Below are 19175 nucleotides of genomic sequence, written 5' to 3'. Positions count from 1 at the left end.
GCAATTTCCTTTGATGACTCATCATGCTGACTGCTCTAGTGATGGGGTTCAACAATACTGGTCTATTTTTCATGGGGATTTTTTTTAGGGAGAAGCGACTCGACCGCAACACCATCAGTGATATAGGGCATCATGAGGCTATCTCCTTGAGCAGGGACTCGCATCAGGTCTGCGATGCCCACTCGCTCCATAAACTTCCGTTGCATGGTTGCTTGCAAAGCTACAACTGCATCAGCGCCATGATCCTGGGGGTCTACGATAGTGCGAAAAGGACGCTGCCCTGGGGGTGTTTCAACCAGGCGGAGCACAGTGTTAGCCACATCTTGAACGTCGGCTTTACGCCCTGTCTCGACGATTTTCCCGAGTCTGTCGACAAGCTGGTTAGGAAGGTCAGCAATCGGGACGTAGGTATGAACGATATCCTCATCGTGAGGACGTTGCGCCCCTGGGAAGTGATTTGTCCCTGAGATGTATGCTCCAGGCTGCAAAATCGCGGTATCAATCCCAAATCGAGAAAGCTCATAGTGCATCGTTTCGGCAAGTTTGTCCTCGGCTGCCTTACTTGCCACGTACGGCCCCTGAAACGGACTGATAATGTCACTAGTCACACTGCCAACGTAGAGCAAAAGCCCTGAGCGCTGCTTGCGCATGTGTGGAAGTACAGCTCGATTGACACGGAGTGGGCCTACCGTATTAACATCGAAGACATTTAGAACCTGTTCAGGGGTGAATGCTTCGGTAATCCCAAAAACAAGCGTGCCTGCATTGTTGATAACAACATCGATCCGATTCTGTTCTTTAACAATGCGGTCAACTGCATTGCCACAGGAGTTAACATCGGTCACATCCAGTTCAATAGGATAAATAGCCAGCCCCTCAGCGGCAGCGAGATCATGGCAAGCTTGAGCCTGGTCAGCGTTCTTGGTGTAGATGCTACGCATAGAGGCGTAAACAGTATGCCCTGCCCGACTCAGCGTTTGAGATATGACCTGACCAAATCCACTAGAAGCGCCCGTGACAAGAATTACTTTTCGGTCGTTCATAGTTTTATCCCTTACCAGTAACCACCATTGGCCCCAATAATCTGCCCGGTTACCCACGCTGCTTTTGGGCTAGCCAAAAAGGAGACAACGTGAGCAACATCCTCTGGTTCACCAATCCGTCCGAGCGCAGCTTGTTTAGCAAAGTGTTGGACCAGTTCGTCACTCTTCCCGTGCATAAACAAGTCAGTTCTGGTCGGACCCGGTCGAACTGCGTTGACCGTGATTTCACGGGAGCCAAGCTCAACAGCGGCCACCTCAGTCAGCTTCTCAATAGCCATTTTGCTGGCGGCGTATGGACCATAGCCAGGAATAGGTGCGCCTTGAAAGCTAGCTGAGACATTCACAATGCGACCGCCATTGACAAGGCGTCGAGCCGCCTCTCTAAGCATCAGGAAAACTCCCTTAAGATTGGTTTCCATGACGGCGTCATAGTCTTCTTCGGTGAATTCGGCGAATGCCTTACGGACAGCTAGTCCAGCATTATTAACGACAATCCCTACCGGGCCAAAGGCAGCCTCAGCTTCCTCAAACAGTCGAGCAATATCGGCTGTTTGAGAGACATTAGCTTGGACCGCCACTGCGCGTCCGCCGTTCTCAGTAATATAAGTGACGACCGCCTCAGCTTCGGCACGACGACCGGCATAGTTGACAACAACGGGATAGCCATCAGCGGCAAGCTGGCGAGCAATACCAGCTCCAATGCCGCGAGAAGATCCTGTGACGATAGCAGTGGGTAGAGTTGTCGGTGACATAATGACCTCTGAGTTGGAGACTTTGAAAAGTTGTCTTTAGCGACACTATCTAATAAACCAAACTCAGACGGCGCTCAACAGAGCACTGCTATGGTATCAATGTGCAGATTTATGGCATTTAGCCAAATCGTAGGGAGTGGGGGTGGGAAAGGGCAATTACAGGTGGAAGCTTGCTCGAAATTGTCCTGGCGAGTCTCCCTGTTGTGCCTTAAACCAACGACCGAACACAGAAGGGTCACTGAATGAAAGGACATGGGCAATTTCGGCAATGGTATCTTCTGTATGGATGAGAAGTCGCTTGGCCTCTAATATCAGACGATCTCGTAAGAGATGCCCAGGTGTTGTCCCGGTTATTTCTCGTACACTCTGAACCAGGTGATTGGCGGTTACGCCAAGCATATTGGCATAGTCTTGCACCTGCTTGCGGTCTAGATAATGTTCCTCAGCCAGAAGATGAAAGTCCCTGGTGAGCTGAGCCGCAGCACTCACTGACCGATGAGACGGAGAAGCTTTATAGGCGCGCAGCGCTTCGATCAGCGCTGCGGTGAGATAGGCTGTCACTAGCTCTTCGCGTTTTTCTCCAGGCTGGTAAAAAGCATCCAGTGCAGCTTCGGATAGGAAGTCGAGATGTTGTGCACGGGAGGTCATTTGCAGTAATGGTGGCCCTTTATAGGTCGAGAAAAACGGGAAGTCACGCCGGAGATTGCCCTGACCAATGCGGAGCGCGACGGCCTCCTCAAAGAAGCAAATGACAATTCCGCTGATGTCTTGAGACACTACCCATGTATGGATCTGCCCAGGTGAGACAAACACCAATGTCTGCGGCCCAATCTCATAAGAGGCAAAGTCATGAAAAAGTTTGATGCCGCCTTCTCTAAACCAGAACACCTCGAAGAAAGCATGTCGATGAGGATGCTGTCGTTCCGGCCATTGTTGGAGACCTGTCTCAAAACGTCCCACATAAATTTGCTCAGACGTGTAGGCAGGATCAGCAGGGCCAGGAAAGGGTTGAAATAACCGGTCAGTCTTTTTTTGTTGGGTCATTTTTAGTTGAACCACCGCTCGAGATATCCTCCTTTGACACTATCAATGGCGTTGTCAAGTTAAGCTTGATGAGACAATTTTAGATCAGGCTTGTTGAGTGAGTGTCATCGGCTCGAAATTGTCAGGATTTGAAATGGGCCCCGAAATTCGCTTAGAACTGAAAAGTTAAATCCACTATCTTCCAGAGATAAACTGAGGAGATATTTCCAATCTATTCGACTTCTTACTGAGTCTGCCGCTTGGCGATCTGAAAGATTCTCGATGAATTGCATGACCGTAATCAAGGCCAACCTCCAAGGACTTTCTCCTGGACGACCTTGATGGGCGTATAACTCTGAGACATCTTCGTCTTTGTACAGCACACCTAATTCCTCTCGTAATTTGAGGTAGATATTTCCTTTCTTAAAGGCGGCACGCGCAACACGCGCTGTTTCTGCTGGGACAGGGGAAATTGGGTCAGGGGAGGCATATGGTTCACACCTCTTGTGGGCATTATCCCATTATCCTCTTCTTAAAATTGCGTTAAACTCCCTTATCGTAAGACTTTTATTGGCTTTCAATGGATTCGCCAACAGTATCACAGGGGGTCCCTTCAGTACCAAAGTCTAAAGTTCTGAAGGGAGAGTCGTGCCTACGGAGCTTCTCACAGCGTGGCAAATTTGTTTTTTGAACATCCATACCAATATTGCTAGCGTTGCCAGCAAGATGCCCGTCAATCCATAAGTGGCTTGCATACCAATGCTCTGGCTAAACGGCTGCGCTACGATAGGCGAGAGAAATTGACCTAAAAACATGAATGTCGTCAGGCCACCCAGTGCCCTCCCTCGCATGGCATTGGGAACCTCGTTGGAGACCCAGACATTTAAATTAGGCATCATCAGCCCCAGGCCAATGCCTGTCGGCATCAAGATCAAGAGCACCAGCCAATAACTACCCACTAGACCAATGCCGATATACCCCACTCCCATCAGCCCAAATCCCATCGCCAAAATGCTGATGAAGCTAAAGCGCTGTTTAGCTTTGCCATAGCGCATGGAAGCGAGAGCGCTGAAGAGCGTGGTGCAGGCGATCGCAAGCCCAGTTTGTGTCGCCCCAACACTGGCAATCTGCTGCAAATGGAATGGTAACTGTACTGGAATCAGATAAAAGGCAATCTGCTGAAGCAGTACTGAACTGTAAATGAGCCCGAGCAGCTTGAGCGGCATTGGTGTTTGAGGCGAAGATGCAGCACCTTTTACATCAACCTGAGGACGGGGCGGCTCATAAAGCACGAACAGAATCGTCGGTAGCAGCAACCAGGAGAACAAATAGATTAAAAACGGGAATCGCCAGCTCAGCTCAGCGATAAAACCGCCAACTGATAAAAACAGAACGCCGCCAAACCCCATAAATGCGGCCTGCAATCCCATAAAATTAGCGCGATCGTCTCCCTGGTAGTAGTCTGCAATCAGTGTGGTTGCACTGATCATAATGCCCGCCACCGCCAGCCCCAGCAGAGCACGTCCACCCAGAATTGCGAACAGGGAATTCAATACAAAGCCTGAGCTACCTGCCAAGCCGTACAAGATAGCCGATCCCAACAACAGTGGTTTGCGACCAATCGTGTCAACTAGCTGTCCTGCAACAGGAGAACCAATGACGATAAACAGAGCGGGCATCGTCAACACCAAACGCACCCAAAATTCTACATTTTCAAGTTCGGCAAACTGTACCTGCATCGCTGGCAGAGAAGGAGCGATCGTGGCTCCCGACATCACCGTAAGGGTGCTTGCCAGTAAGAGCGTTGCCTTAATGACAAACGCGTTGGGATTCGGTTGTGAGGAAGGGACTGTGCTGGCCATGGGGATACTCCAATTGGCTAAGAGCTAAACAATACGAAAAAGATGGGGAGACGGCAATCACATTACGAGGTGTCGTCATGAGGAAATCCAAATCCAGGCTTTCGGAACGAGTCGTTTCTGGGTCGCTGTGGGCGAAGAGAGGTTAGAACGAAAAAACTGTTCGTAAGGTAAAAGCCGCAATCGTACCATTGCTACTCTGGTTTGCAGGATTAGTCACGACCTGGATTAGGGGCGTGACACGGATGCGATCGCAAACTGGGAAATTGTAAAACGCTTCGAAGTTGCTTTGAGTAGCATTGCCGACTGCATCTTCAATAAAGGGTTGCCCAACGGCAAATCCGGCGATCTCACCTTCGGCAAAAAGGTCTTGAAAGGTAATCCCTGCCGACCAATAGTGAGGATGAATATCCCCAATGGTGGTGTTGGGATACGACCCAGAGCCATACCGTCCAAAAAGACCGATGTATTCACTGAGGGCAAGTTCGGCATTGACCCCTAGCACACTAAAAGCACTGCCGAATACCCGTCCACCACTATATTGCAGCCGCACGGCAAACTCTTCGCTGGGCGCGTACTCCAGCTCAAACACCCCTTGATAGGGATCGCCAAACAGCCCACCTGAGGCACCTCCACCCCCAACTGGAAATAAGCGAATATCATCTGGGCTGCCTCCCCCAAAGACCGCTTGGTTCTCTGGCAAGCTGTTGTCCGCATCACCAGCGATGTAGACAGCCCTGAAACTGAATGGACCGCTACTGGGATTCCAATCAACTGCTGCGCCCGCACCTCGTCCTCTGGGAAAGAGAATAAAGTTGTTGACCAAAGCCTGAGTTGAGAAATCCCGGAAACTCGCCCCTGCATAACGATTTTTGTCCACGGTATCGGCGGCAGTCATCGCCCCACCCACAGTAAGGCTCACATCTTCAGAGGGAGCGAAGCGATAGTACGCCCGAGCCAAACTGACTCTACCATTGCGCCCCTGGTTTGAGAAATCTAAACCACTACCAAAGTTCGGTTCCAATAACCCGGTAGTGTTGTCGGTTGTCCCATCACTCCCCGTCACCAAGCGAATCTGTAGGAGGTCACTCCCTCTAAAACTAGTGTTGAAGTTTAGGCTAACGCGATAGATGAAATTAGCATCGGGTTGATCATCTGTGATCACAGCTCCCCTGGGCGCAATAATGCGATCGCTGCCAAACCCGCCCGTGTTCACTGCAAAGATAGCTTGCCCACTAAGGGTAGTCGTGGTCGAGAATTGGTTATTTTCAATGTCAATCAGGCGCGTTTCTAGACCATTCAGATTTGACCTTATCTGTTTTAAATCTTCGGCAAACTCAGTCTGCAGTCGCTGTAATGTCTCAAATTCGGCCTCGGTTAGCTCACCCCTTGCTAAAAATGGCCCAAGATGGTGCAACAGGAAAATAAGTGATGCAGCAAACTCATTGCGAGATAGAGGGCGATTACCTTGGAAGGTACCGTCAGGGTAGCCAGTCATAGCCCCATAGGTTTCGATTAAAGACTGTAACGCTTGAAATGCCCAGTCTGTGGGTTGCACATCAGATAGTTGATCTACCAAAAGGACTTGTGATCGCTCAGATGACGTTTCGGAGGAATCTGGGAGCTGACTGGCCAACTCTTCTACCGGGAAACTCTTTAAGTTTGTAGAATCAATGGCTAGAGATTTAACTTGGGCGTTAGGTTTGGGCGTTAGTGTCAAGACAGTTTGTTCATCTGTGGCTAGCGCAGCATGACTACTCAATACCAGACTGAAGCTAACACTGACAGCTAAGTAAAATTTCACCTTAGTTCACCTGCTATTTATGTTGGCAACGACAGATGCGGGTTTGGGCGAAGTAGTTTGATGCAATATCTTCAGAAAGTCCTGACCTTTGACCGCTCTGGTGAAGGGTTTAGCCTTCCATCAGCCAGGTAAAGCGGAGGAAGCGACAAAAACTCCACAACTCTCTGAAGACATTGCTTTTCTGCGCTGTCTGTGTCTTTGTCGTCGCTCTCCTTCAAGACACAGCAAGGGAACACAGCGGCACAACTCCCCGCCAGCGCATAGCTAAAGCTTTTGTAACCTTCAACTACTGGTTCTTCACAAGCCAGCCCAGTTACTATGCTGCTGATAAATCTCACCCACCTCGGCTGCGTTAGGTCTTGTCCAATCTCCCATCAGCTCTGAGGCAAGGGCAGTCCAATTGATCATCACTGCACCTGCTTGAGCTAATCGCATTATTGCAGTTGGCTGATCAAGCCGCGAGGATGTCACATCCCATCCTGTCTAGAAGAGAGAGATTATGAGCTATGAATTAATGAATTTCTTTTATTAGGTTGAAGTCAAAGAGTTAGCGGATGATCTCGACAACGTCGTACAAACCGTGTTCATTGTTTGCATAGTCTTGCCAGTAGTTTGTCTCTGGGTCAAATCCTGCCTTTTGGCCAAGGGATTTAAAATCATCACGACTGTTCCATCGGGCCAGTAACGCAATCGTAGATTCGTCGGTACTAGAACACATGGCTGCCCACTGCAGACCGGAAATCATATCCAACACGCCTGGCATCATCTGACTAATGACCATCGCCAATTCAGATTGCGCTTTATTTGGCTTCATCTTGAATTGACTAAACATCACCACATCTCCCTGCTGGAACTTTGGCGACGCTGCTCTGGTCTCGGTATGCTGCACCTGGCAGGCAAAGGATTGGGCCGACTGCCCTGCCGGGATACTTAAAACATGCTCTTTCGCGTAGGATTCAAAACTGGTCAAATCTTTGCCGTTCCATTGCGACAGAGCAATGACCTGACTGTCATCCTGGGCTTTGAGGATAGCCGAGTCCTTAAAGCCAGGAACGCTGGCGAAGGTAAATGCTTCAGCTTCAGATACCTCTGACAGAATTTCCGATTGAGTTTCTGAAGTGGTCGGATAGACGGTCACAACATTGACCAAATCCGGAGTTTTATCGAGAGAAACCGCTGCCTGCGCTGTCTGGGATAGCCCAACGAGCACACTCACAACAACTAGGGTAACGACGGCAAACTTGGCCAACTGACGAGTCAACAAACTGAGCATGATGATTTGACCTCTTAAATACAACAAGATCTAGTGGGTGAAAATGAAATGAGCCGACAGCAGAACTCAACTGAATGGAAATATCGTATTGAGATATGGTTAAGAAACTATGGCTATAACTTTACGCAATCAGCGGGCTGACAGTACCCATCTGCAAGACTGGCTTGACCTGTCCAGCTATTCAAATTTGACCTGTACTAGAGGTTAGGTGAAGTCTCACCTAGCGATCAGGTCGCACCGGGTCACTATCTTGATATGAAAGTTAGGGAAGCTGCACTGCTTTAGAGTAGAGCTAATCACATCTTCAATAGCGGTGAGTTGCGCTATGGTGCCTAAGTCAACCCAGTCTCAGAACGAAACCTGTCCTGACTATCAGGATTATTGTGCGCTCCAAGCCCAATTACTCGAAGAGCAAAACCGGGCTGCTCAGGCGCGCGCTCGCTTACTGTCTACGGTGGCGCAAGTGGCAAATCTGCTGCTTAAATCCCCTGACTACACCACAGTTTTACTTGACGTAGTGCGGCTGTTAGGGGAAGCGGTAGGGAGCGATCGCTGTGCATTTGTCCAGTCAAAATCAGCCAGCGATTCCGGCAGGATATTTTACAAAGTTCTGTCTGAGTGGTCTCGTGAAACTATTTTGAGCTCTCTGGTATCTAGTTTAGAGCATGAATCAGTTGAAGAAGATTATCTTGTAATTGATAACGATCTCTTGGGTCTTCACAGGCAATTAGAACAGGGAGAGATTGTTAATTATCTCGCTGATGAGCTTCCAGAAAGCTTTCGCCATCTATGTAATTTACAGGGAACGACCTCAGGGTTAGTTGTCCCTATTTTTGTACAAGAAGCATTTTGGGGGCATGTCTATTTTGACAACTGTGGTGAATCCTGCCTCTACGATGAAGCCGAAATCGCCATTCTGAAGGTCGCTGCCGACAGCATTGCTGCTGCTATTGAGCGTCAGGCAAAAGATGAGGCGCTACAGGCTTCAGAAAAACACTTTCGTGAACTATTTGAGGCTAGCAACGACAATATCCACTTTGTTGACTTTGAGCCACCTGTTTCACTTGCTTTGCCCATTGAGGAACAGGTTGATCAAATTTATCGCTCTTTCCGATTTACCGATATCAATCCTGCTGGTGAAAGACAACTTGGCCTTGATCGATCAGAGATTGTTGGTCAATCCCTAACGGTCATGCATTCACCCAATTCAGACGGGCATCGATCGTTAATGCGTCGGCTAATCGAAAATGGCTGGCAGCTCACCAATGCAGAATCAGAGGATATTGGGCCTGACGGCAAAAAGCGCCATTGGCTTAGCAATCTATTTGGCTCTACAGAAAATGGGCATTTAGTCAGAGCGTGGGGGATTACAAGTAATACCACCCCTTTAAAGGAAGCACAACAAGCTCTCCTTAAAGCAGAACAGGACCGCACTCAGCGTCTGCGAACGATTGCCACTCTTGCCAACAAACTTCTGCGCTGCAGTGACTACACCACCGTACTGCCGGAAGTTTTAGAAATTTTAGGGGAAACAGCGGGGAGCGATCGCAGCTCGCTGGCCCAAAACGTCCTCGATCCGCAAACGGGCAAAGCCGCCGTGAAGCTGCATACTCAGTGGTGTCGCGCTGAGGTACCGGCTTCCACCAAAGCGATTCCTGAACTGAATTCGGCGCTGCTGTGGAACTATTTCCCGGACTTTGAGACGCGGCTGTCTCAGAGTGAAACGATGTGTGTGCAGGTGGCTGACGTGGCCGAGCCCGCCCGTAAACTGATTCAGGCGCTCGGCAACAGTTCCATTATGATGGTGCCGATTATCGTCAATGCCCAATTCTGGGGGGTGTTTAGTTTTGACTATTGTCGCGAAGCGAAACAACTGGATGAGGCGGATCAGACCATTTTTGCGATCGCCGCTGATAGCATTGCCGCTGCCATTGAGCGCGACCTAAACCAACGCGAACGAGAGGAGATGAGGCAGCAGCGGGCGATCGAATTAACGCAGGTCAATAATGTGCTAAAAGCCAGCCTCAATCGCTTAGCCAATGAAGCTAATTTGGATGCTTTTTTAGGGCATATCCTTGCCAAAATCACCCAGCAGACGGGTGCAGCTATCGGCCACGTTTTTATCTATGAATCAGTAAACAAAACCCTGGAACTTCATTCATGTGTGGAACATGGAATTCTCCACAGAGGGGCCTATGATTATCACCCAACGTTATTTAAAGCTCCCTTCCCCGCCGATATCAACCCAACTTTTGCAAGAATGTGCGAAACGCAAGATATCGTTTTATTGAGCCCTGATGAAGATCATAGTCTCTATTGGCCAGGCACTTTAGAGTGGCTTGTTGGACTGGGTATGAGAGAAGCCACATCCTTTGCCTTGATGTCTGGCGATCAACCTGTTGGGTTATTAGGGCTAGCCTTCACAGAAGAAACACACTTTACAGATGACAATATAGCGCTACTTCGGGCCTTAGCCAATCAAGTTACTCTTGCTATTCAGCTAACCCAACTAGCGGAAACGACGAAACAGGTGGCGGTGTTAGCGGAACGAGATCGCGCCTCACAGCAGCGGGCTGCTGAACTAGAGGAACATAACCGAGTGCTGCAGGGGCGCGATCGCATTCTAGAAGCCACCGCAACCGCAGCCAACGCCCTGCTGACCACTGAGAACTTAGACGATGCCGTCAACACCGCCCTGCAAATTATTGGCGAAAGTTTAGAGACTGATCGCGTGGGTGTTTTTGAGGTTGAACCTTTCGATCAGTCTTCCAACTTGTCATTAGTGGGTTGGCAGTGTTTGTATGAGTGGCATTCGTCTCATACTATTTCTCAACTCTTGCATCCTGAAGGAGGGCAGGGTAATTCTGAAGGGATTGAAACTGGGGTTGAGCGTTTATCAAACGGTCAAAGCATCAGCTACTTCACCGCAGAGCTACTTGAACCTTTTCGCAGTTCGATGGCTGCGGTTGGCGTAAAGGCACTCCATAGTGTTCCGATTTTTATCGAGGGCCAGTTCTGGGGAGTCCTTGGAATCCATGATTGCCGCAGCACCAAACATCGAGAATCTTCTGAGTTAGAAGTATTGAAGGCAGTGGCAGCCGGTATTGGCAGTGCCATTCAGCGCGAAAGACTTCGCCTCGAAAAGCTACGCACCCAAAAAGCCGTTTTGCGTGCAGAACAGGCGAGATCGCAAGAACTTGCCCATCTCAACACCGAACTTCAGCAAACCCTTGATCGCCTCTCAGAATCGGAAAAGCGCTTTCGCACTCTGTTCGAGCTGAGCAGTGAAGGATTCTACTATGCAGAGGTGAATCCACCTTGCCCGGTCACGCTTCCTTTCGAAGAACAGTGTGCCTGGTTGTACCAAAACTTTCGTGTGGTGGAAGCCAATCCTGCCTTTGCTGCCATGTACGGCGTCAACGATCCCGATACGCTAATCGGGCTGAGAAATGTCGATGTGCATGTTGCAGACTCAGAAAAGAATGCGGCTTTTATTCCAGCAATCATTAAAAATGGCTACCGTGGCCATAATCTAGAAACCGAAGAGATTGATCCACAAGGACGGCGGCGTTACTTCCTCAACAGCGGTGTTTGCACCGTTAGCGAAGGTCATATCGTAGGGTGCTGGGCCACCCAGGTAGATATCACCGAGCTACGCCGTACGCAAGAAGCCCTATTAGAAGCCGAAAAAGACCGAGTCACCGAGCTAGCTAGAGCCAACGACGCCATCAGCCGCACCCTCAATGCGCTCACCGCAAATCTTGAAACTGACAAGTTCTTGAGCCTACTGCTAGCAGAGCTGGCCCAGCAAGCTGGGGCCTGTAAGACTTATCTATTTCTCTACGATGCTGATACACATACGCTAAACCTACACAGTGCCGTTCAAGAGGGGCAGGTGTACCTAGATGCGCCACCAACAGCCCCTGACATGTTCCGCCATCCGATTCCGGCTGACACCACCGAGGCCTGGCAGATGATTCTAGATGCGCCCAAGCCGCTAACATACTTCGAACTCGGTCTACCAGACTCTGAAGATCGCCGCATTTTTTGGCCCGAGACTATCCCCTGGCACTGTACCGAGGGGCATAGCGACGTGGCCTGTGCCCGCATGAAAGTGAAAGACCAGCCTATCGGATTTATTGGCTTCGCCTTTCGTCACCAAATAAGGCTATCCGATGAGCAGCTTGAATTTATTCAGGCCCTTGTCAACCAGGCGACCCTAGCATTTCAGCTCACTCGTCTGGCTGAGCAAAGCCGGCAAGCGGCCCTCACTCAAGAGCGCACCCGCATAGCCCAAGAAATTCACGATACTCTAGCCCAAACCTTTACTGGCATCACTGTACAGCTCAAGCTTGCTCAGTACCTGGTTAAGCAAAACCTGATTCGTACTGCTGACAGCGAGGACTGCAACCTCGCCCGAGTCAAAGACATCCTTGATCACATTGGCAACCTGGCCCAGACTGGACTCGCCGAGGCCCGCCGCTCGGTCTGGGCCGTCTATCCGGTCGATGAAACCCAGACGGCGCTCCCGCAGGAACTCGCTGACCACATCGAACAGGTCACCAGCGGCACCGACCTGCAAACCCAGGTGACCGTCACAGGCACTCCCCAGCCGCTGTCCTATTTCGTGAGTCGTACCCTCCTGCGCGTCTGTCAGGAAGCTATCACCAACGTCCTCAAGCACGCCAATGCTACGACGCTGACAATCTCGCTGTCCTATCAACCTCATCAGGTCAGTCTGCATATCTGCGACAACGGCTGCGGCTTCCAGCCTCAGGTCAAAACCGAGGGCTTTGGGTTGGTAAGTATGTCCGAGCGAGTAGACCAAATCAACGGTCAACTCTGCATCAGCACCCAGCCAGGAGAAGGGACCGAGATTTTCGTGGAGGTTTCCACATAATGACCGAGTCGATTCGCGTATTGGTTGCCGACGACCACCCCATCGTTCGCAATGGTATCGCGCAGATGGTGAACCTGGCAGATGGCATGACAGTAGTGGCGGAGGCTACGACCGGATTGGACGCAGTTCAACAGTTTCGCGAGGTTCAGCCCGATGTCACGCTGATGGATCTACGAATGCCAGATATGAGCGGGGTTGAGGCCATTACCACGATTCGCCAAGACTTTCCCGATGCCCGCATCGCCATCCTCACCACCTACGACACCGACGAAGATATCTTTCTCGGTTTGCAAGCAGGGGCAAAGGGCTACTTGCTCAAAGATACTGAAATCGACGACTTGCTCGACGCCATCCGTACCATTCACAGGGGCAACAAATACATTCCCCCTGCCGTTGGGGCCAAGCTGGCCGAGCGCATGGGCCTACCCCCGCTCAGCGAACGCGAGCGCGAAGTCATCCAGCTCATGGCCGAGGGCAAAACCAATCAAGAGATTAGCGAACAGCTTCACCTTAGCGAGAGCACCGTCAAGTTCCATATCAGCAACATCTTTAAAAAGCTGGGGGTGAGCGATCGCACCCAAGCAGTTCTTGTTGCCCTCAAGCGCGGTATCACCAACTTGTAATAGGAGATTGGGAAAAATGGGGAAAGCCTGACGTTACCCTCATTTGAAGCAGCCCAACTATCTATATCAACGTCAGATCCGCTAGATAACACCCAATTTCCCTGTTTATTTATCTCTACTTACTTATCTCAAATATTTGTAGACGAAATCGGCAGGTAGACCGTAAATCGGGTCCTCCCAGGTTTAGAATCAAAGGTAATCGTTCCGTGATGGCGATTTTCGACGATACGACGCACCGCATCCAGGCCGAGCCCAATGCCGCTGCCGACTGGCTTAGTGGTGAAAAAGGGTTCAAATATGCGGGATTGAATTGCTGTCGGGATGCCTGCCCCAGAATCGATCACCTCGACGCGCAGGCGGTCTGCCTCCTGGCAGGTTGAGATTTCTAGCACTCCCTCGCCAGCAATCGCCGCAATCGCATTATCAATCAAGCTGGTCCAAACCTGATTTAGCTCACCCCCAAAAGCGAGGATTTGCGGCAGGCTGAGATCGTAGACGCGGCGCACCTCAATCTTCTGGTTTAGCTGGCTCGAAAATAACCCCAAGGTGTCTTCGAGGCCGTGATGAATATCAATAACCTGCTGCGGCCCCCGATCAAGGTGGGAGTAAGACTTCATTGATTGCACCAGGTCGTTAACTCGTTCGGCCCCCTGTAAACCCGCTTTGAGCATTGACATCACATCAAGCGAAAGAGACAGCCAGTGCAGTCCTTGCTCCCTCAGCTCGGTCGGGTCATCTCGCCAGCGCGCCATGAGGTGGTCTAAGGTCGCGGGCTGGATGCCGCCAACCGCCAGATTTTCTGCCAGTTGCCAACCTTTCTCGACGCCGTAGTCGTCTAACCACTCCAGCAGTTGCTCCTCGCGATCGCTCAGCATCATGACATCAATCTGCCCCTGAAGAATCGCCTGATAGCCCTGCTCCCGAACGTCTAACCACTCTTGAGTATGCTCAGGATCGACGTTCCGCTGACCGTATGTCAGGGTCATTCGCTCTAGGTCTTGAATCGCGGGCACAACGTCTCTTAAAGCCCGGACCACCGCCGCTGCCGGATTGTTCAGCTCATGGGCCAACCCAGCGGCCAGCGTCCCCAGCGCGGATATCTTTTCTCGACCGAAGAAAAACGACTCTAACCCCCGCAGTCGTTGCTGCACTTCTTCAAAGATCGCCTGTTCAAATTCGCGGCATTCGTGCAGCAGGGTCAAAAAATCTGTCCCAGAAAGCTGGTGCAGGCAACAGTCCGTCAGGGTGCGGACGGTCGCTAACACCGGCTTGCCGCTCAAGACCGCGATTTCTCCCAGAAAGTGCGGGGCATCAAAGCGGCCAATCGGCATCTCCACCCCTTCTGTCATGCGGGTAACGCCAATCTGCCCCGACACCAGAATAAAAAATCCTCGCGAAGCCGCGCCTTCCTGCTCGATGCTGCTGCCGTGCTGGAGGTTGAGTTCATGGGCGCGATCGCAAACCCATTGCAGGCGAGCCTCAGACAGTGTCTGAAAGGCGCTGAGCTTGAGTAAGTCATCGATACATAGCATTGGCCTCGCCCCGCGATCTCGCCTGTACCCCTATCGTGTCAGATAACCCCCGTTAATGAGGACGACGCTACAGACCTTCTACAATGCCGGTCGTTTCCCCTATAAAACTCCGAAAGGAGACTATTAGCAGACTTCAAGCGTCTCCTTCCGAAGGCCAACAGCGTCACAGGCAACCTTATGCCTGAAGATAGCCATTATTGATGTACAAAGTTTCTCCGTTCATCCACATCCCCTCCGGCGAGAGCAGCATCCGCACAGCAGGCATCATCTCCGCCACTGTACCTAATCGGTTCATGGGTGCCAGCTGACTAATAAAGGCGACCGATTCTGGTGTTTCTTGATTATGAAAGAAAGGCGTATCGAGTGGGCCAGGGTTGATAGAGTTGACCGTAATTGAACGTGGGCCTAGCTCTTTGGCCATCGCCAGGATCATGCCGTTCATAAAGGCTTTGCCACCGGTATAAACGCCATACTGTGGCGGTGGGCCACCGGTTACAGAAGACGCAATGCCGATGATGCGCCCACCGTCCTCAATTCGACGACTGGCCTCGCGGAAGCCGTAGAATGTCGCATCGACATTGACCCGCTGCATTCGCACGTAATCTTCATCAGACAGCTCAGCGACAGGCCCCTTCACTAAGGCACCCGCGTTGTGAACAAAGATATCCAGCCGACCGAAGGTGTCAGTCGCCATATCAAACATGCGCATCACGTTGTCTTTCTGCCCAAGATCGCCAACTGCAAGCGCTGTGTTGACGCCATACTCTTGACACATGGCAGCGGTTTGCTCAGCCTGGTCGCGAGTTTCGGGGCGATGGTAATGAACAACAACATCGGAGCCCATGCGAGCCAGTTCGACGGCGATCGCCCGACCGATATTGGCACGGGCACCTGTCACGATGGCTGTCTTGCCTGATAGCCCATCACCAGCAGCCACCTCTCTAGTGATTTGCTCTGATGCCCCGACGACTTGAGCCGGTGCTGGAGAACCCAACGTGCTAACTCCTGCAGCTGCGAATCCAGCAAGTCCGATCGCTTTTAGGGCGTCACGACGCTTGGGACCCAATCGATAGTTTTCCATGATGCTCAACACTTTTTAAAGCTGACACCAATCAGAATAATTGCCCAGCACCGAGCATTAAGAGGGTATCTTTGCTCTGATTTGCGGGTGATCTTGCGGTTTTGCTGCGCCAGCATTGCGCGACTGTCTTAACACGTTAAGGCGATCACCCGAATATGTTTCAAGTCGATGAGCAGCCAATTAAGCACGGCTGCTCGTGGCTCAGCGACAGGTCTGACGATAGGTACTTGGGTTGATGCCCATCTGCCGACGAAATGCCTTGGCAAAGGCAGCAGGATCGCTATAGCCCACCTCAGTCGCAACCATCGCAATCGTAAAGTAGGGGCGATCGCGTAATATGCGCGCGGCTCTTTCCATACGTAGGCGACAGACAAAGGCCGCAGGTGTCTCTCCCGTTGCCGCCTTAAACTGACGAGCAAAATAATAGTCGGACAGCAGCACTTGCTTAGCCAGCGTCGTCAGCGTCAGCTCCTCGCTCAGATGTGTACGCACATAGGCTTCAACACGGCGAATCAGGTTGGCTGCAAGTTTGTCGTTGTGGGCCTTGAGCGCGGGCTGCCTGGGGGTGTACTTAGAGACAAGATGAACCGCCACGGTCTGAATCAGTTGCTCCGCATAAAGCCTTCCTGCTGAGGCTTCTGACTCTAGCTCCGAACCGAGTGCCCGCAGCAAATTTTCTAAAACCGGATCTGAACTGAGGGTGTGGGGAATCAGTTTGGTGCTGGTGTAGTCGAGGTCAAGGGTTTGGGATGCCGCCTTTATCTGAGTTGGCTCCAGCATTAAACTGAGGATGCTAGTTCCCTCCCCGTCAGATGATTTCCAGGTGGTGCGTCGATCCTGCGCTGTAAATTCTGCCGACGTTATCAAAATATCGCCAGGAATCAATACCTTATTCAGGTAGGGTTTGTTGCCTTGGATGCGCTCTGTCAGATAGACCGGCGTGAGGTGATAGATAACCTGATAAAAAGGCATTTCACCAGTTGGAGTAAATTCAGGCTGATCGGGAAGATTGCGTACAACATGGACGTGACCAGCTATCCAGGGGTCAGGTATGCCAACTCTACTGTTTGCAACAAGTCCGTCCGCAAACGTGGATTCCCAAGCATCCAAGCCGGGAGCACTCTGCTGCCTTCCCATAGCCATTCCTCATCTCCTACATGCCGTTCATTGTTTTTAAGCTATCAGACTTGGTTGTGCCCGTTATCCATCTTCAATACATAGATGTCGTCGACTTTGTGGACATTGCTTCACCCGCGATCTAACGTTGTCCATCACCTGCTGTAGATGACCGCGAAGCGCTCAGTCGATCACCTTCAGGCGGTCAGGTGCATGGGTATGTGTACGCCCGGCATGGGCGTGAACTAACGGGGTGAAAGTCCCCTGTAGGAGGACCCCGTCAAAATGCTCGAAAGTTATAGGAGCCGAGAGACGAGTACTACTAGCTTAAGGCAAGGGCGCTCCCGTGAGGGAGGGTCTGAAGGAAGCCAGCGGCAAACCTGCGAGCCGACGAACAGAAACGTCATAGCCTGAATAATTCATCAGCATCTCAGTAGAGTGCAAAATCACACTCACTTCGGGCTCATGGCCACTTTTGATACTGGTGGCGAAACATTCCTTAACCTACCGATTGCTCCATCAGTTTGACGAACTGAGAAGTACGTGTGGCCTCTTGGGGCACACCATTCAGCCAGTTATGGATGCGCTTGACATTAATTGCTGTCGCTGTCATCAGATGTTGCAAATGGGTTTTAGCCAAGCCGATATAACGCGCCCGACGTAACCCATGGGCCCGGACACCTTCCGACAGGGTTCCTTCGATACCTGCACGTCGTGCATACTCTTTTTTGTACGCAGACGTTTTCTCTTGTTGTCGTCTCATTTCCAGCGCTTTATACTGAGCTTCTGGGCGAATTGTTACGGTCCGTCGTTTGCGCTGACTACGGGTACATAATTCTAAACTCGGGCAAACAGAACAATCGGCACTAGCAAATTTGATTTTGATGACCTCATTATCTCGACCATCAATAGCAGGTGTCCAAGAGGCACTTACTTTTCCCTCCGGACAGGTCAAGGAGTGGTTGTTCCAATCGACAGTAAAGTTAGCGGCTGCAAATCCTTTCGCATCGTTAGCCTGCCATCGATGGTCGGAGCGAGTCGGCCCAAATAAGTCTACTTGATAGTTAGCCTGAGTTGTAACCAAGAGTTCAGCATCGAGATATCCCGTATCTACAATATGTTTATCTGGAAGTAAGTTGTTGTTGTCGAGTGATGTATGAATGACCTCAGTCATCTCTCCGTCATCAACTGGCCCTGCTGTTGTTTCAACGTTAGTAATCAAATGCAATTCACCAGGTTCACACGTCTCACTTAAATGTACTTTATAACCAACCCAAGATGTTGTCTTTTTCTTCGCATAGTGGGCATCTGGCTCATAAGGAGAACTGATCATTACTGATGCAGGAGGGATCTCACCCTGTATGCGCCAGCGAATCTTGTTGTTGAAACAATAATATTGTTGAATCCACACTCGTCGCAATGTCTCTACTGCTGGAATGTGACGTAACCACTGAGGACTTGTGCTTTCAAAAATAGCATTCAACAATCGAAGTCCATCGTTTCCATAAAGTTCCGCCTGTTCTACTCGTTTCTTTTTAGACTTGGGCAGATGATAGTCTTCAATTCGCTCACTATAGCGTTCTACCCACTCCGGCTGACTCTGAGGTCGCAACCAGTCTGGTGCGGCCACTGCCAAGGCATTTAACGCCGCTCGAAGTGTTTCTCCGACACATTCCAATCGAGTAACTGCACGAATGGCCGCTAAGACATGGGTTGAGTCTGTTCGTTGACGAGTTCGGGCTTTGAGCCAACCTTTGTCCTGGCACAGGCTCAGAAGTCGCTCAAATACTAGGCACTCAGCTTGTGCTGTAATCAGGCGAGTTCGAAACTCGCTCAACACGGTATGATGAAAACCCACGTCAGTCAACTCCAGACAAAGCAAATATTTCCAGTCAATGCGGCTGCGCACAGCATCAGCCGTCTGCCGATCTGTTAAGCCTTCGACATACTGCAAAATCGTGACTAATGCTAGTCGCCAGGGAGATTCGGCGGGTTGACCTTGAGTCGAAAAGATTTCACTGAAATCCTGATCGCTTACACACTCACTTAACGTATCGGCTAGGGTGAGGCAGAGGGTACCTTTTGGGAAAACTGCATGGGCGACTTTAGCGGTTTCTTCAGGGACAGTATATTGCTCTTGTAGTTGTAGTGACATTGGACAAAACCCCT

General features: G+C 50.7%; 13 protein-coding genes and 1 pseudogene. 2 read left to right on the top strand and 12 right to left on the bottom strand.

Annotation, left to right across the window (positions count from 1 at the left end; translation table 11 throughout):
* Positions 1-62: 62 nt before the first annotated feature.
* The 8 genes and pseudogenes from N836_RS45570 to N836_RS45545 form a co-directional block, all read right to left on the bottom strand.
* Positions 63-1043, bottom strand: a complete 981-nt coding sequence (locus N836_RS45570; RefSeq protein ID WP_071789026.1) for an SDR family oxidoreductase — start codon at positions 1041-1043, stop codon at positions 63-65.
* Positions 1044-1054: 11 nt separating this feature from the next.
* Positions 1055-1795 carry an SDR family oxidoreductase gene (locus N836_RS45565; protein ID WP_023071321.1) on the bottom strand — a complete coding sequence of 247 codons (741 nt, stop codon included), beginning with the start codon at positions 1793-1795 and terminating at the stop codon, positions 1055-1057.
* A 156-nt stretch (positions 1796-1951) separates the two neighbouring features.
* Positions 1952-2854, bottom strand: a complete 903-nt coding sequence (locus tag N836_RS45560) for a helix-turn-helix domain-containing protein (RefSeq protein WP_161634934.1) — start codon at positions 2852-2854, stop codon at positions 1952-1954.
* Between the two features lie 125 nt (positions 2855-2979).
* Positions 2980-3291, bottom strand: a pseudogene (locus N836_RS74430) (transposase); the annotation flags it as partial.
* A gap of 153 nt (positions 3292-3444) precedes the next feature.
* A complete protein-coding gene (locus N836_RS45555; RefSeq protein ID WP_023071319.1) occupies positions 3445-4680 on the bottom strand; it encodes an MFS transporter in 1236 nt (411 codons plus the stop codon).
* 142 nt (positions 4681-4822) lie between these two features.
* Positions 4823-6481 carry an iron uptake porin gene (locus N836_RS45550; protein ID WP_023071318.1) on the bottom strand — a complete coding sequence of 553 codons (1659 nt, stop codon included), beginning with the start codon at positions 6479-6481 and terminating at the stop codon, positions 4823-4825.
* Positions 6482-6778: 297 nt separating this feature from the next.
* Positions 6779-6916, bottom strand: a complete 138-nt coding sequence (locus N836_RS76370; RefSeq protein ID WP_023071317.1) for a hypothetical protein — start codon at positions 6914-6916, stop codon at positions 6779-6781.
* Between the two features lie 112 nt (positions 6917-7028).
* The gene (locus tag N836_RS45545) at positions 7029-7754 is read right to left on the bottom strand and encodes a hypothetical protein (protein ID WP_023071316.1); all 726 of its coding nucleotides are present in this window, start codon (positions 7752-7754) and stop codon (positions 7029-7031) included.
* Between the two features lie 325 nt (positions 7755-8079).
* Here N836_RS45545 and N836_RS45540 point away from each other — a divergent pair, with 325 nt between their 5' ends.
* Together N836_RS45540 and N836_RS45535 are read left to right on the top strand one after the other, a co-directional pair.
* Positions 8080-12654, top strand: a complete 4575-nt coding sequence (locus N836_RS45540) for a GAF domain-containing protein (protein ID WP_023071315.1) — start codon at positions 8080-8082, stop codon at positions 12652-12654.
* Positions 12654-13277: a response regulator gene (locus tag N836_RS45535; protein ID WP_023071314.1), complete on the top strand. Its 624-nt coding sequence runs from the start codon at positions 12654-12656 to the stop codon at positions 13275-13277. The genes N836_RS45540 and N836_RS45535 overlap by 1 nt, the downstream gene beginning before the upstream one ends.
* 128 nt (positions 13278-13405) lie before the next feature.
* Here N836_RS45535 and N836_RS45530 read toward each other — a convergent pair whose 3' ends face one another.
* The 4 genes from N836_RS45530 to N836_RS45515 all read right to left on the bottom strand — a co-directional run bounded on the left by N836_RS45530 (position 13406) and on the right by N836_RS45515 (position 19161).
* Positions 13406-14809 carry an ATP-binding protein gene (locus N836_RS45530; RefSeq protein WP_023071313.1) on the bottom strand — a complete coding sequence of 468 codons (1404 nt, stop codon included), beginning with the start codon at positions 14807-14809 and terminating at the stop codon, positions 13406-13408.
* 175 nt (positions 14810-14984) lie between these two features.
* Complete coding sequence (locus N836_RS45525) at positions 14985-15890, bottom strand: SDR family oxidoreductase (RefSeq protein ID WP_023071312.1); 906 nt, start codon at positions 15888-15890, stop codon at positions 14985-14987.
* A 201-nt stretch (positions 15891-16091) separates the two neighbouring features.
* A complete protein-coding gene (locus N836_RS45520) occupies positions 16092-17027 on the bottom strand; it encodes a helix-turn-helix domain-containing protein (protein WP_161634933.1) in 936 nt (311 codons plus the stop codon).
* A gap of 478 nt (positions 17028-17505) precedes the next feature.
* Positions 17506-19161, bottom strand: a complete 1656-nt coding sequence (locus N836_RS45515; RefSeq protein ID WP_023071310.1) for an IS1182 family transposase — start codon at positions 19159-19161, stop codon at positions 17506-17508.
* Positions 19162-19175: the final 14 nt, after the last annotated feature.

It is taken from the genome of Leptolyngbya sp. Heron Island J (genome assembly GCF_000482245.1).
Classification (GTDB): domain Bacteria; phylum Cyanobacteriota; class Cyanobacteriia; order Phormidesmidales; family Phormidesmidaceae; genus Leptothoe.
Note: the sequence above shows the minus strand (reverse complement) of the source record. Positions and strands in the feature narration are given on the sequence as shown.

Excerpts from the sequence above, each read along its gene's own strand:
- N836_RS45570 (WP_071789026.1), bottom strand. The coding sequence starts at position 1,043 with ATGAACGACCGAAAAGTAATTCTTGTCACGGGCGCTTCTAGTGGATTT.
- N836_RS45545 (WP_023071316.1), bottom strand. The coding sequence starts at position 7,754 with ATGCTCAGTTTGTTGACTCGTCAGTTGGCCAAGTTTGCCGTCGTTACC.
- N836_RS45555 (WP_023071319.1), bottom strand. The coding sequence starts at position 4,680 with ATGGCCAGCACAGTCCCTTCCTCACAACCGAATCCCAACGCGTTTGTC.
- N836_RS45515 (WP_023071310.1), bottom strand. The coding sequence starts at position 19,161 with ATGTCACTACAACTACAAGAGCAATATACTGTCCCTGAAGAAACCGCT.
- N836_RS45540 (WP_023071315.1), top strand. The coding sequence starts at position 8,080 with ATGGTGCCTAAGTCAACCCAGTCTCAGAACGAAACCTGTCCTGACTAT.
- N836_RS76370 (WP_023071317.1), bottom strand. The coding sequence starts at position 6,916 with ATGCGATTAGCTCAAGCAGGTGCAGTGATGATCAATTGGACTGCCCTT.
- N836_RS45565 (WP_023071321.1), bottom strand. The coding sequence starts at position 1,795 with ATGTCACCGACAACTCTACCCACTGCTATCGTCACAGGATCTTCTCGC.
- N836_RS45530 (WP_023071313.1), bottom strand. The coding sequence starts at position 14,809 with ATGCTATGTATCGATGACTTACTCAAGCTCAGCGCCTTTCAGACACTG.
- N836_RS45525 (WP_023071312.1), bottom strand. The coding sequence starts at position 15,890 with ATGGAAAACTATCGATTGGGTCCCAAGCGTCGTGACGCCCTAAAAGCG.
- N836_RS45520 (WP_161634933.1), bottom strand. The coding sequence starts at position 17,027 with ATGGGAAGGCAGCAGAGTGCTCCCGGCTTGGATGCTTGGGAATCCACG.
- N836_RS45535 (WP_023071314.1), top strand. The coding sequence starts at position 12,654 with ATGACCGAGTCGATTCGCGTATTGGTTGCCGACGACCACCCCATCGTT.